Origin of the sequence: Neopoerus faecalis (genome assembly GCF_029218125.1) — a bacterium.
Lineage (GTDB): Bacteria > Bacillota > Clostridia > Oscillospirales > Oscillospiraceae > Oscillibacter > Oscillibacter faecalis_A.
This window is the reverse complement of the sequence record NZ_JARFXX010000002.1, coordinates 223571-235688: the sequence shown is the minus strand read 5'-3', so window position 1 is coordinate 235688 and position 12118 is coordinate 223571. Positions and strand designations below refer to the sequence as shown.

Annotated in this window: 17 protein-coding genes; 4 read left to right on the top strand and 13 right to left on the bottom strand. The window is 60.1% G+C overall.

Annotation, left to right across the window (positions count from 1 at the left end):
- Positions 1–119: 119 nt before the first annotated feature.
- The gene (locus PY311_RS03540) at positions 120–851 is read left to right on the top strand and encodes a heparan-alpha-glucosaminide N-acetyltransferase (protein WP_286147301.1); all 732 of its coding nucleotides are present in this window, start codon (positions 120–122) and stop codon (positions 849–851) included.
- A 12-nt stretch (positions 852–863) separates the two neighbouring features.
- Complete coding sequence (locus tag PY311_RS03535; RefSeq protein WP_286147300.1) at positions 864–1466, top strand: cytidylate kinase-like family protein; 603 nt, start codon at positions 864–866, stop codon at positions 1464–1466.
- Between the two features lie 51 nt (positions 1467–1517).
- On the opposite strand, the gene PY311_RS03530 is transcribed toward PY311_RS03535, so the two are convergent.
- The 6 genes from PY311_RS03530 to murI all read right to left on the bottom strand — a co-directional run bounded on the left by PY311_RS03530 (position 1518) and on the right by murI (position 6299).
- Positions 1518–2045 carry a DUF6512 family protein gene (locus PY311_RS03530; protein ID WP_286147299.1) on the bottom strand — a complete coding sequence of 176 codons (528 nt, stop codon included), beginning with the start codon at positions 2043–2045 and terminating at the stop codon, positions 1518–1520.
- Between the two features lie 71 nt (positions 2046–2116).
- On the bottom strand, positions 2117–2452 hold the full coding sequence (locus PY311_RS03525; RefSeq protein WP_286147298.1) for a branched-chain amino acid transporter permease: 336 nt from the start codon (positions 2450–2452) through the stop codon (positions 2117–2119).
- A complete protein-coding gene (locus PY311_RS03520; RefSeq protein WP_286147297.1) occupies positions 2443–3156 on the bottom strand; it encodes an AzlC family ABC transporter permease in 714 nt (237 codons plus the stop codon). Before PY311_RS03520 ends, PY311_RS03525 begins: the two co-directional genes overlap by 10 nt.
- A gap of 124 nt (positions 3157–3280) precedes the next feature.
- A complete protein-coding gene (argS, locus tag PY311_RS03515) occupies positions 3281–5020 on the bottom strand; it encodes an arginine--tRNA ligase (protein ID WP_286147296.1) in 1740 nt (579 codons plus the stop codon).
- 36 nt (positions 5021–5056) lie between these two features.
- Positions 5057–5497 carry a YwiB family protein gene (locus tag PY311_RS03510; RefSeq protein WP_286147295.1) on the bottom strand — a complete coding sequence of 147 codons (441 nt, stop codon included), beginning with the start codon at positions 5495–5497 and terminating at the stop codon, positions 5057–5059.
- The gene (gene murI / locus PY311_RS03505; RefSeq protein ID WP_286147294.1) at positions 5484–6299 is read right to left on the bottom strand and encodes a glutamate racemase; all 816 of its coding nucleotides are present in this window, start codon (positions 6297–6299) and stop codon (positions 5484–5486) included. The genes PY311_RS03510 and murI overlap by 14 nt, the downstream gene beginning before the upstream one ends.
- A gap of 216 nt (positions 6300–6515) precedes the next feature.
- Here murI and PY311_RS03500 point away from each other — a divergent pair, with 216 nt between their 5' ends.
- Positions 6516–6935: a hypothetical protein gene (locus PY311_RS03500; RefSeq protein WP_286147293.1), complete on the top strand. Its 420-nt coding sequence runs from the start codon at positions 6516–6518 to the stop codon at positions 6933–6935.
- Between the two features lie 169 nt (positions 6936–7104).
- The gene (locus tag PY311_RS03495; protein ID WP_286147292.1) at positions 7105–8214 is read left to right on the top strand and encodes a DUF362 domain-containing protein; all 1110 of its coding nucleotides are present in this window, start codon (positions 7105–7107) and stop codon (positions 8212–8214) included.
- Positions 8215–8265: 51 nt separating this feature from the next.
- Here PY311_RS03495 and PY311_RS03490 read toward each other — a convergent pair whose 3' ends face one another.
- The 7 genes from PY311_RS03490 to PY311_RS03460 form a co-directional block, all read right to left on the bottom strand.
- Entirely contained in the window at positions 8266–8841 is a 576-nt protein-coding gene (locus PY311_RS03490; protein ID WP_286147291.1) for a hypothetical protein, read from the bottom strand.
- A 198-nt stretch (positions 8842–9039) separates the two neighbouring features.
- Complete coding sequence (locus PY311_RS03485; protein ID WP_286147290.1) at positions 9040–9729, bottom strand: phosphodiester glycosidase family protein; 690 nt, start codon at positions 9727–9729, stop codon at positions 9040–9042.
- The gene (locus PY311_RS03480; protein WP_286147289.1) at positions 9730–9939 is read right to left on the bottom strand and encodes a hypothetical protein; all 210 of its coding nucleotides are present in this window, start codon (positions 9937–9939) and stop codon (positions 9730–9732) included.
- Between the two features lie 15 nt (positions 9940–9954).
- Entirely contained in the window at positions 9955–10224 is a 270-nt protein-coding gene (locus tag PY311_RS03475; RefSeq protein ID WP_286147288.1) for a phage holin family protein, read from the bottom strand.
- An 18-nt stretch (positions 10225–10242) separates the two neighbouring features.
- Positions 10243–10482, bottom strand: a complete 240-nt coding sequence (locus PY311_RS03470) for a hypothetical protein (RefSeq protein ID WP_286147287.1) — start codon at positions 10480–10482, stop codon at positions 10243–10245.
- Between the two features lie 3 nt (positions 10483–10485).
- Positions 10486–11064, bottom strand: a complete 579-nt coding sequence (locus PY311_RS03465) for a hypothetical protein (protein WP_286147286.1) — start codon at positions 11062–11064, stop codon at positions 10486–10488.
- Positions 11061–12116 (bottom strand): baseplate J/gp47 family protein, encoded by a 1056-nt coding sequence (locus PY311_RS03460; RefSeq protein WP_286147285.1) that lies wholly within the window; start codon positions 12114–12116, stop codon positions 11061–11063. The genes PY311_RS03465 and PY311_RS03460 overlap by 4 nt, the downstream gene beginning before the upstream one ends.
- Between the last annotated feature and the right edge of the window lie 2 nt (positions 12117–12118).

Sequence of the window (12118 nt, the reverse complement as noted above, 5' to 3'; positions counted from 1 at the left end):
TTATAACTTTACCATAGAGCCGGCTGGTTTGCAAGAGCTCCGTTTGATTCTCCCTTGAAAGGCGGCGGGGTTTATGGTACGTTTATAAGAGTTAATATATCCCGCAAAGGGGGCGCACTATGAAACCAAATCGCTCCGGCACGCTGGATACCCTGCGGGGGCTGACGCTGCTGAGCATGATGGCCTATCACGGCTGCTGGGACCTTGTTTATCTCCGGGGACTGCCGTGGAGTTGGTATCACGGCTTCTGGGCCTATGTCTGGCAGCAGAGCATCTGCTGCACGTTTATCCTGCTGTCCGGCTACTGCTGGCAGATGGGGCGCCATCCGCTGCGCCGGGGGCTGATGAGCTTCGGCGGCGGGCTGGCCGTGTCCCTTGTTACGGCGCTGGCGATGCCGGAGGACCCGGTGCGCTTCGGCGTGCTGACATTTCTGGGAACAGCAATGCTGCTGACCGTGCCGCTGCGGCGGTGGCTGGACCGCGTTCCGCCCCGGCTGGGGCTGGCCGGTGCGTTCGGCCTGTTTCTGCTGGTGCGGAACATCAATGACGGGTTTCTCGGCTTTGCCGGGGTTCCGATACTTATGCTGCCTCGGAGCTGGTACGCAAATCTTTTCACGGCGGGGCTGGGCTTTCCCGGCCCGGGCTTCGTGTCCTCGGACTATTTTTCCCTGCTGCCGTGGCTGCTGTTCTGGACCGGGTATTTTCTCTACCGGCTGCGGCCCGCAGAGCCGCTGCTGCCGGATATCCGCCTCCCCGGCTTTTCCGCCATGGGGCGGCATTCCCTGCTCATCTATCTTCTACACCAGCCGGTGCTCTATGCCCTGCTGGTGCTACTGCCCACATTTTTATAAGGAGGAATTTCCATGTCCCAGCAGTTGATTCTTGCCATTGGCCGGGAATCCGGCAGCGGCGGGCTGGATATTGCCCGTCTTCTTGCGGAGCGGTTCGGCCTGCCCCTGTACGATAAAAATATTTTGCAGACCGCCGCACAGGAGCGGGGCGTCAGCCCGGAAAAGCTGACGCGCTACGATGAGCAGCCCCGCTCTCCCCTGTTCTACCGCTCTGTCCGGGGCTACAGCAATGCGCCGGAGGACGCTGTGGCGCAGTTACAGTTCCGGCTGCTGCGGGAGCACGCCGAGGCTGGGGAGTCCTTTGTGGTACTGGGGCGGTGCGCCGAGGAGGTCCTTGCCGACCGGCCCGGCCTCGTGTCCGTTTTCATCCGGGCGGACCTGCCGTTCCGGATAAGCCGCACGCCCTTGCCGGAGGCGGAGGCTATAGAGTTCATCAAAAAGCAGGACCGGCAGCGGCGGGTCTATCATGACCAGCACTGCAAGGGGGATTGGGGCAGCGCGGAGTGCTATGATCTGGTCATTAACAGCGCGCGGCTGGGAATCCCCGCCACGGCGGAGGTGCTGGCCCAATACGTTCTGGCCCGGGCCGGAAGATGCGAGGCCGCCGCAGTCTGAGCTTTATTCTTAATAAAAAAGCGCCGCCCTACCGGGCGGTGCTTTCCACGTTTATGCGATGCCGTACTGGCCCGTCACCGGGTCGAGGAACAAGCCGATATGCGGCGGGCGGAACGTCCACCACACGAATAAAAACGCCAGCAGCCACAGCCACAGCGCCCCCGCTGTCTGGAGCCACGGCGCCCGGAAATGCCCGCTGCGGCGCAGGCGGCTGTCCAGCCCAAAGAGCGCGGCGTCCGCCACATAGAAAATGAGGATATTCACCCAGTCCACGGTTCGCCCCAGCATGCCGGAATACGTATAGAACAGCGCCGGAATCGCCACAAGGCCCGCCGTGGTGCTCACTGCCCGGGCGGCCAGCAAGCCGCTCTCCCACCGCAGACAAAGCTGAACGGCCGTGAACAGCAGCACCGGGAAGAACAGCAGCTTCATGTGCTCCCATGTGGATTCGTTCACCGCGCAGAAGGCCCCCACCAGCAGGCTTTTCCCGCTCCAATCGTAGGCAAAATGGCCCAGTGTTCCCAACACCGCCGCCGTGAAAAAGCCCGCCCATGTCCAGATGTCAAACCGTTTCCGCATAGCCGCCTCCCGGAAGAAAAATAGAAGCGCAGGCCGGGCCTGCGCTTCTATTCTATGCGGCTTTGTCCGCCTTATGCGAAAACAAGCTGCACCAGCAGCATATAGACCGCCGTGCCGCCGGCAATGGACGCCAGCACGTTCCGTTTCCAGCTATGGAGCAGCACCACCACTGCCGCGGCGATGAGTTCCGGGAGACCGTGGGTGCCGGAAAGCCAGTGAACGCCCTTAAAGCAGTAGACCACCAGCAGGCCCATCATGGCGGGCGGCAGCACCTTTCCAAGATACGCCACCACGGCGGGCGGCTCCTTTTGCTCCGGGAACAGCACAAAGGGCAGCCAGCGGGTCACCTGCGTCCCAAGAGAAACCACCAGAATGATGATGAGCGCCTGTACATTTGTCAATCGCACAGCTTGTTCCTCCCTCCCAGCAAAACAGCCAAAATCAGCACCATAGCGGGAATGACCAGCCGGTCCGCCCCTACCGCGGCAAGGCTCACTGCCGTGCAGCCAAGGCCGATGAGCGCCGCCGGACGGTTTTCCCTTTTCCGCCATTGCTCCAAAAACAGCACGATAAACAGTGCGGTCAGGGCAAAGTCCAACCCAGTGGTGTCAAAGGGCAGCAGACCGCCGATCAATGCTCCCAAAACGGAGCCCACCTGCCAATAAAGGTAATCCAGCAGGGATATCCAGAAATAGAAATCCCGGCGGGTCACACCGTCAGGCGGCTCCAGCGTGGATACAAGGGAAAACGTCTCGTCCGTCAGGGAAAAAATCAAAAATGGCCGCGCCCAGCCGGTGCCCCGGTACTTTTCCAGCATGGAAAGGCCATAAAAAGCGTGGCGGGCGTTGATCATCAGCGCCATCAGCAGCGCCTGCACCGGGTCAAAGCCCGCGGTCAGCAATGAGACCGCGACAAATTCCATGCTCCCGGCGTAGCACAGCAGACTCAGCAGCAGCGCCCAGAAAACGCCGTAGCCCGCGTTGGCCATCAGCAGTCCGTAGGCCATGCCGATGCAGAGATATCCGGTGAGCACCGGGATCGTGGCGGGAAACGCCGCCCGCAGCGCCGCGGCATGGTGCGGCTGCTTGATAGGCTTCACTTCAACTTCCATTTTGTTCCGTCCTGTTTTGTTTTTACTGAGATTTTACGCGATGCAAAGTGCCGCGTCAAGTCGCCGAAAGCCATAAAAGGGGAGGCCTTGCGGCCTCCCCTTTGTATCGCTTCGACAACCGTGCTTACATCTTCTCCGGCGCGTCCACGCCGATGAGCTTCAGACCGTTTTTCAGCACAGCCCGGGCATCGTCCGCCAGCTTCAGCCGCGCGGCAGCCACCTGCGGCTCCTCACCCCGGATGCGGCAGGCGGTATAGAAGCGGTGGAAGCAGCCGGCAAGCTCCTGCAGGCAGCGGTTGATGTGGCTGGGGTCATAGTCCCGGGCAGCCAGCTTGATCTCCTCGCAGAACTGGGCCATCTGCTTGATGAGGGCCTTTTCCGCCTCGCCGGAGAGCAGGCTCAAATCAGCAGTCTCCGGTACGGTGATACCGTCCGCCGCCAGCGCCCGCACAAGGGAGCAGATGCGGGCATGGGCGTATTCCACGTAGTAAATGGGATTTTCGGAGTCCTCCCGGACAGCCAGACCCAAATCGAACTCCATCTGGGTATCGGGCTTGGAGTTAAAGTACCAGCGGGCGGCGTCCACACTGACCTCGTCCAGCAAATCGTGGAGAGAGATAGCCTTGCCGGTACGCTTGCTCATCCGGACCACCTCACCGTCCCGCAGGAGCTTGACAAGCTGCATCAGCACGATGTCCAGCCGCTCAGAGCCGTTGAGACCCAGGGCGTCCAGCGCGCCCTTCAAGCGGGCCACATGGCCGTGGTGATCCGCGCCCCAGATATTGATGACCTTATCGAAGCCGCGAACGGCAAACTTATTGCGGTGATAGGCGATGTCGGCGGCAAAGTAGGTATAAAAGCCGTTGGCCCGGCGGAGCACATCGTCCTTCAGATCCAGCTTTTCGATGTCGGCCTCTTTTTTACCGGCCTTACGGAAATGCTCCCGCAGAATGTCGGCGGTCTTCAGCCAGAGAGCGCCATCCTTTTCATACGTCCAGCCGCGCTCCGTCAGCAGCGCCACGGTCTCGGCCACATAGCCGCTTTCATGGAGGGAGGACTCATAGAACCAGTTGTCATAGTGAATCTTATAGCGCTCAAGGTCCGCCTTCATCCGGGGCAGGTTCACGGAAAGGCCGTACTGTGCCAGCACCGTCTGCCGCTCCTGCTCGGATACATTCAGCAGCTTGTCGCCGTTTTCATCGTAATACGCCTTGGCCAGTTCCTTGATGTCCTCGCCCTGATAGCCGTCCTCCGGGAAAGCGATGGAGTCCTCACCGTTGATAAGCTGGAGGTAGCGGACCTCAATAGAGCGGGCAAACTTGTCGATCTGGTGTCCGGCGTCATTGACATAAAACTCCCGGGTCACGTCCGCGCCGCAGGCGGTGAGAACGGAGGCCAGCGTATCGCCCAGCACGCCGCCCCGGGCGTTGCCCATGTGCATGGGGCCGGTGGGGTTGGCGGAGACGAACTCCACCATGATCTTCTGCCCCTTGAGGCTTTCGTTGGTGCCGTAGGCGTCCCCCTCCGTTTCCACGGCGTTCATGACCCCGGCGTACCACTCATTCCCCAGCCGGAAGTTCAAAAAGCCGGGGCCGGCGATCTCCGCGGAGGTGAAATAGGTGCCGGTGAGGTCCATGTGGTCCAGAAGCGCCTGTGCGATGACACGGGGGGGCTTTCCCAGCGCCTTGGCCGCCGCCAACGCGAACGTGGTAGTATAATCGCCGTTGGCCGTGTCCTTGGGAATCTCCACCGGAGCCGTTTTGACCTCCGCTTCCGGCAGTGTTCCGTCCGCCGCCGCGGCCCGGTAGGCCGCCATAGCCAGCGCCGCCGCCTGTTCCTTTGCATTTTGGATCATGTTCGTCATATCGTTAAACCCTTTCTTTGGTTAAAATAATCTGCTTTATTTTGCCCGTACTCGAATTTTGAAGCAATTTCGGCCGGTGACCACGTGCTCCACCGCGATGGAATACTTGATCTCCATAAGGCCGCCCCGCTCCGTCAGGTTATGGAGCAGGCGGCTGGTCTGGATATCCACCGTCAGCTCGCCGTAAGGGGTCTCATAAAGGGAGGTGTGCTGCTGCCCCTCCTCAAACACCATCTGGGAGCTGACGCTGCCGCTGCGGCGCAGAATCACCCGCCGGGGGCCGATCTCAAATGTGGTCTCCGTCCCCTCCATGCCGGTGAGCTCCGATTCCCTGTAGCGTAAAAGCAGGCCGGTGTCCGTGGTCTCCAGCGTCCCCTCTGTCATCAGCTCCGTGGCATCCGGGTCCACCCCGTCAAAATACTGCTCGCCCCGGACGGAGATCATCACGGGAATCTCATTTTTTTCAATACTGTTCAATGTTGATCCTCTCCGCACCGTGGCTCAGCTCCTCGCCAAGAAACACGGACGCGATTTTTTCAAAATCCTCCGGCCGGTCGCTGACATAGAAATCCGCGCCGCCCTCCCGGGTCCCATCCGCCCGCAGGCTTCCCGCCTTCAGCAGCCGCTTCAGTTCAAAGGCGGACTCCTCACCGGCGGAGACCAGCGCCACCTCCGGCCCCATAATGTCCCGGATGATGTCTGTCAGCAGCGGGTAGTGGGTGCAACCTAAAATCAGGGTGTCCACCCCGGCGGCCTTCACCGGCTCCAGATATTCCCGGGCCACCGTTTCGATCACCACGTCGCCCCGGCTGATTCGGCCGTTTTCCACCAACGGGACAAACAGGGGGCAGGGCTTTCCGACGATCTCCACCGCCGGGTCCAGCCGCCGCAGCGCCGCCTCATAAGCGCCGGAGCGGATGGAAGCCAGTGTGGCGATAATGCCCACTTTCTTGTTTTTTGTCATCAGCAAAGCCCGCCGGCAGGTGGGCTCCACCACGCCTACGATGGGCAAATCGTTTTCCGCCTGCAAGGTGTCCAGCGAGGTGGTGGACACAGTGCCGCAGGCGATGACAATGGCCTTCAAATCAAAGGAGCGGAGAAACCGGACATCCTGCCGGGCGTATTTCAGCAGCGTCTCCTTGGACCGGCCGCCATAGGGCACCCGGGCCGTATCGCCGAAGTAAATCAACTTTTCCTCCGGCAGAATCTGCCGGAGAGCCTTCACCGCAGTCAGTCCGCCGAGGCCGGAATCGAATACACCGATGGGACGGGCGTCCATATACTCACTCCTTTTATCTTACATAGCTTACATAGAACATATATTATATAATATCACGCCCCGTATCGCAAGACAGATTTTAGGCTTTTTACCCTCTTTTTTATATAGCATTTCCCGGTTTCTTCTGTTATAATAATGCAAAATCAAGCGCAGGCTTCGGAACGCGGCGCGCAGGTCGCCGATCTGCCGGAGCCATGCCGGAGGAGGTGTCTCCTGATGAAGCTGGAATTGACGGACCGGCAGTTCCGTTATCTGCTGGACCTTGTATACATAGGAAACTGGGTACTCAACGCCACCCGGGGCGATGACCGCATTGAGGAATACGATCAGGTGGAGAGCGCCGTGTTTTCCCACTGTCTTACGCAGAGCATGGGAAAGCTGGTGGAGCACTATCAGGGCAGCCTGATTCCCTCCCGCGCCTTTGCCGACGGCGGCATCCATGAGGCCATCGAGCAGTATGAGGACACGGTCTTTTACGAAATACTGGCCGAGGAGCTGGCGCTGAAGGACCTGAACGGCCAGCCGCTGACCCGCGAAAATTACGCCGCTCTCATGGAGCGAATCGACGCCTATCTCTCCGAATTTGACGAAAACGGCACGGAGCACGTTTCCGTTGATCTGGACGAGGGGCAATAAAAACCGCAAAAGCTTTACCAAGAGTCCGAAAGGGGAGGGAAAATTCCTCTCCTTTCGGACTTTTATATGAAAATCTGCATTTTCTCTTGACATGAAGTGTACTTTAAGTTTTATAATAACGGTGCTTTAGGAAAATAGGAACAATCACTGCATAAGGAGAGGAAAGCACATGGCATCCAAGGTTTATTTCGCGGACTTCCGCTGCCCCAGTTGGCGGGAGAATCTTCAGCAGAAGCTGGCCCGTCTCATGATGAGCGCCGGCTTCGGCGACATTGACATGGAGGGCAAGTACGTTGCCATCAAACTGCACTTCGGCGAGCCGGGCAACATGGCCTATCTGCGTCCCAACTGGGCCAAGGCCGTTGCCGATCTGGTGAAAAGCAAGGGCGGCAAGCCGTTTCTGACGGACTGCAACACGCTATATATCGGCGGGCGGAAAAACGCGCTGGACCACATCGAGTCTGCGTATGTCAACGGCTTCACCCCCTACTCCACCGGCTGCCACATCATCATTGCCGACGGTCTCAAGGGCAATGACGAGGTATCGGTCCCCGTGGAGGGCGGCGAGTATGTGAAGGAGGCCAAGATCGGCCGGGCCGTGATGGACGCCGACGTCTTCATTTCCCTCACCCACTTCAAGGGCCATGAGCAGGCCGGCTTCGGCGGCTGTATGAAGAACATCGGCATGGGCTGCGGCTCCCGGGCCGGCAAGATGGAGCAGCACAACTCCGGCAAGCCCTTTGTCAAACAGAAAAAGTGCGTGGGCTGCCATTCCTGCGCCAAGATCTGCGCCCACGGCGCGCCGACCTTCGGCCCCGATAAGAAGGCCACTATTGACACGGACAAGTGCGTAGGCTGCGCCCGTTGCCTTGCCATCTGCCCCACGGACGCCATCCAGTGTATGTATGACGAGGCGCCCTCCATTCTCAACAAGAAAATTGCCGAGTATACAAAGGCCGTGGTGCAGGGCCGCCCCTGCTTCCATGTGTCCCTCGTCATGGACGTATCCCCCAACTGCGACTGCCACAGCGAGAATGACGTTCCCATCGTCCCCAACGTGGGTATGTTCGCCTCCTTCGACCCCGTGGCCTTGGATCAGGCGTGCATTGACGCCGTGCTGGCGCAGCCGAAAATGCCGAACTCCGTCATCGGCGGCGCAGACTGCGACTGTGCCGACCATTTCAAGGCCGCGCACCCCGATGTGGATTGGGAGGCCTGCCTGTCCCACGGCGAAAAGATCGGCCTTGGCAGCCGGGAATATGAACTGGTGAAAATTTAAAACACATAACACAAAAGGAGAGCCGTCGGCTCTCCTTTTGCTCTGTTTATTTTAACAGCCCTTGGAAACGATGCTCAGCGCCCGTTCCACGTTCTTCACGCAGTAGAACACCATGCCGGCAGCGTTGTCCTTTTCGCTGAACGTGGTACCGAGAGGGTGTCCCGCCAGCCAGCGCAGCTTGTTTTTAGCCTCCGCCTCCGTCTTGCTGCCCAGCAGCAGACAGTTCTCCTTGTCGGAGGGGCGGTAGATCTGAACGTCATCCACCTTGCCAAGCTCCATGGTGTACATGGTCTTGTCCTTCTGGACAACGATGGCCCGCTGATTGGTCACAGCATACTGCTGCGCCTTTGCGGTCCGCCAATCCTGCACCGGCGCCATCATGATGCACAGCCACACCACAGCCACCACAGCCAGCAGCTTGAACTGGATGCTGCCGATCACCGCCGTGCAGGCAATGACCAGCGCCAGCGTGATCACCGTTATAATGATCCAGCTTTTGATGATCTGCTTGCCGCAGCTCCCCTCCAGCAGCCCGATGGGCTCCGTGGCGCTCTGCCAGAGAATCTCCTCACCCGGCCGCAGGTCTTTTGCCTCAATGACAGTGTTCCCTCTCTGTACCTCGCTCATAGTATGTTCCTCCTCATTTCTCCGGACTTACACGGTCCGCTCTCTGATATCATTATATGCCACACCGCCGTTTAGCCGCTGGAAAGTTTTCCCATTTTGCCGTTAAGTGCTGTTATGTCTCCGCCGCTTTTCGTTCACGATTTATAAATTCTAAACAGAAGGCAGGCAGTCCCGTAAGGGACTGCCTGCTTTTCATTTTCATATATGCTGCCAGAGCCGGTACAGACTTTGAAGCAGTTCCTGTCTTGTCACGGTTTTTCCTGGATCCGTTAGTTGTGCTTCCGTCAAAATTTCCTTTTCCGCCGCCCATTTCATGACCGGATTCTCCGGTGCGGCAGCCTCCGCTTCCTGCCAGAACAGCAGCAGCGTGGCCACCTTACGGCTGGACGTTACAGCTCCGTCCGGGAAGCGTCCCTGTGTGGAGCCGCCTCCGTCCAGCATCAGCGCATCGGAGATACCAAGGCCCAGCAGCTTGTTTTGAAGCTGGTCCCGGGTCAGGCTGGTCTTGTCACACCAGAGGACCACCCGCCCGTCCGGCATCCAGCCCACCGCTGTCCGGGCGGCACTGCGGGCCACATCTGCCGTCAACTCCCGCTTGAGCTTCTGCCCGTTTTTCAGCAGCGGAACACCCGAAAGAAAGCTGCCGCCCCGGTCCGTGTCCATCACGGGTCTTCTGTCCGCGCCGATGCTGACGCCCCAATCCCGGTAGGCGTCCCGGCTGATGATTTTTCCGTCAATGACCGTCCAGCCCAGCGGGCGGAAACTGCTGTTGAACAGGTAGCCATTGATGATATGGGTACAGCCGGTCTCTTTTTTGACCTGTGTCAGCGTCTTTTTTCCGCTGTTGTGATAGACCTCTGCCCGGGCGCAGCGAAAAATCTCTACCATTTACAGCCGGATACGCTTATAGCAGTAGCCGAGGCTGTCATAGCTCAAAGCATAGCCATAAGCGGTGATGGTGGTGCCGGCCCTTGCCTCGTCCCGGTCCATGACCGGCATCGGAACACCATAGCGCAACGGCTGCCGCTCGTCAAGACCGTAGGGGATGTCCGTCACGGTGATGGGTCTTCCGTCAGATGCCAAAACTGTCCTTTTCATAAAATTGCTCCTCCCTCATTTGCAAAAAAGCTGCTTGCCTGCCTGATCCACGCCGGTGGCCGCAAGGCCGCTGACAATACCCACTGCCGCCGCGGTCAGCACATCCCCGGCAGGGAAATCCGCCATGAGAAACATCCCCGCCACGCCCAGCACGCCGCCGCAGGCGCCCACGATCACGGGAATCCATTTATTGTCCAGCCCGGACGCCTTCACGCCCTGACCGATGAGGTAGCAGATCACCGTAATGGCCGCTACCCCGGCAATACCGAAAATCGAAATATCCAACGCAATGCTCCTCTCTCCCTAAGAAGGGACCCTATGCTCCGAAAGACTGCTCCTCTCCAGCTTTTCAAGCCTGCGGTCCACGCCCCGCAGATGCTCCTCCAGCACCGGCGTCCGCCGCGCGAAGTCATTCAGCTCCCGGACCTCCCGGGTCAGCTCCGCCAGCTTCTCATCCGTTACCGCCTGCGCCGCCCGATTGCTCAGCAGCACACCCAACAGCGTAATACAGCCGGTCATGACCGCCGTTATGATTTCACCCATCTCTCACTCCTCCGGCGGCACCGCCAGTTGAAAGCTCTCCCATGTGTGTCCCGCCGCTTCCACACTGCTCCATGTATATTCCGCCGCCTCGCATTCAGCCCATGTCAGGTAGCGGAAGTAGAACTCCACCGCCAAATGGCACGGCAGAATATCCAGAATGATGCTTTGAATCTGTTCAAAGTCCGCCGGGATTCCCGCCGTTTTGGGAAAGATCACCCGCAGCCCCTCCGCCGTTTCCTCGGCTTTGGCCCGGATGCCGCAGCCGATGAGCGTATCGTTGATGGCCTCCGGCGTCAGACTGTCCTCGCTGATTCGCAGCAGCGCCGCAATGGCCTCCCGCCGTTCCTCCGGTGTCACAGCGGCGGGCTTTCGCTGGAACAGTGCCTCCCGGCGCTCCAGTCCCGTTCCCTCCGCCGTGGCTAAAAGGCCCTCCCGCTCCGCCAGCGCCAAGCGGTCATCCACGCCGTCCAGCGCCGCCCCCAGCGCGGCCAGCTCGCCGCCCTGCTGCCGGCCGCCGGTCAGGTCATAAAGCCCCAGAGGTGCCAGCAGCGCTTGTAAATACCCCTCGTATTTTCCGCTCATGCTTCCTCCGTGATACTCACTGTTCCCAGCACTGGCAGTTCTGTGGCGCTGATCTCCGTGTCCGCCGCCGGAAGCGTAATGCGGCAGTTCTCCACCGCGTCCAGCGCATAGATTCGGCTGTACAGCTCCGCCAGCTTCACGCTCTGCCCCAGCAGTCTCCCGCCGAAAAAGCCCGCCAGCTCACTCTCTACCGCCGCCTTGGCCGCTTCAAATGCCGTTCCCTCCGCCGGCTTGACTGTCAGCGTCATATTGACCTCCACAGCCTCCGGCGCCTTTACCTTCACATCCACCGCGATCTCCCGGCTCTTTTGAAACACCGTCTGCAATTCCGTCAGCAATGCCTGTCCCGGCACGCCCTCCGGCGTGGAAACATACACATCCACCGTGCCGATGCCTCTTGCCCGGCCCACGGCCTTCGCGGAGGTCACGCCAGCGTGGCGGCAGGCGGTCAGCTCATACCACGCCGCGTTGGCGCCGTTAGGCAGCCGCAGGAACGTATCCAGCACTCGTACCCGCAGTGCCTCATCCGTCTCCTCCGCAAGCCCGCCGGTAAACAGTGCCTCATTGGTGACTGCCGTGACCGCCACCGGGCACGCTGTCAGCACATGGACAGCCCCCGCGCCCACATTTCCGCCGGCGCCGGTCTCCACGGCTTCCGCCGCCACGGTCACAGAGGTCTCTCCCGCCGGAATCGTCCCCAGCTCCGTGGTGCGGAACCGCACCGCACCCTCTGTCATGCAGACCGTCCCCTCCGGTACGGTCAGCGCTCCCGTCTGCGCGGTAGCCGCCGTAAATGTCAGCGTTCCCACTGCTTTGGCCGCCGCCTGCCGCTTCAGACCCCGCACGGCGGCATGGCGGTCCAGATATTCTCCCGCCGCCGTTTGTGGAAAGCTCTGGGCCAGCACCCAGTCCGCCTGTGCCTCCAATGCCTGCACCTGTGCCGCCGCGGCCCACAGCCGCACCGCCAGCTCGCAGTCCTCCTCAATCTGGCCGCCCCGCCGTTCGGCATAGGCCGCCAGCATCTCCTGATAGATTGTCTCAATCGCTCTCATGC

Bases quoted from the DNA above. Each gene is read 5' to 3' on its own strand.
- PY311_RS03490 (WP_286147291.1), bottom strand. From the start codon at position 8,841: ATGAGCGAGGTACAGAGAGGGAACACTGTCATTGAGGCAAAAGACCTG.
- PY311_RS03540 (WP_286147301.1), top strand. From the start codon at position 120: ATGAAACCAAATCGCTCCGGCACGCTGGATACCCTGCGGGGGCTGACG.
- murI (WP_286147294.1), bottom strand. From the start codon at position 6,299: ATGGACGCCCGTCCCATCGGTGTATTCGATTCCGGCCTCGGCGGACTG.
- PY311_RS03535 (WP_286147300.1), top strand. From the start codon at position 864: ATGTCCCAGCAGTTGATTCTTGCCATTGGCCGGGAATCCGGCAGCGGC.
- PY311_RS03460 (WP_286147285.1), bottom strand. From the start codon at position 12,116: ATGAGAGCGATTGAGACAATCTATCAGGAGATGCTGGCGGCCTATGCC.
- PY311_RS03470 (WP_286147287.1), bottom strand. From the start codon at position 10,482: ATGGGTGAAATCATAACGGCGGTCATGACCGGCTGTATTACGCTGTTG.
- PY311_RS03520 (WP_286147297.1), bottom strand. From the start codon at position 3,156: ATGGAAGTTGAAGTGAAGCCTATCAAGCAGCCGCACCATGCCGCGGCG.
- PY311_RS03530 (WP_286147299.1), bottom strand. From the start codon at position 2,045: ATGCGGAAACGGTTTGACATCTGGACATGGGCGGGCTTTTTCACGGCG.
- argS (WP_286147296.1), bottom strand. From the start codon at position 5,020: ATGACGAACATGATCCAAAATGCAAAGGAACAGGCGGCGGCGCTGGCT.
- PY311_RS03485 (WP_286147290.1), bottom strand. From the start codon at position 9,729: ATGGTAGAGATTTTTCGCTGCGCCCGGGCAGAGGTCTATCACAACAGC.
- PY311_RS03465 (WP_286147286.1), bottom strand. From the start codon at position 11,064: ATGAGCGGAAAATACGAGGGGTATTTACAAGCGCTGCTGGCACCTCTG.
- PY311_RS03500 (WP_286147293.1), top strand. From the start codon at position 6,516: ATGAAGCTGGAATTGACGGACCGGCAGTTCCGTTATCTGCTGGACCTT.
- PY311_RS03480 (WP_286147289.1), bottom strand. From the start codon at position 9,939: ATGAAAAGGACAGTTTTGGCATCTGACGGAAGACCCATCACCGTGACG.
- PY311_RS03495 (WP_286147292.1), top strand. From the start codon at position 7,105: ATGGCATCCAAGGTTTATTTCGCGGACTTCCGCTGCCCCAGTTGGCGG.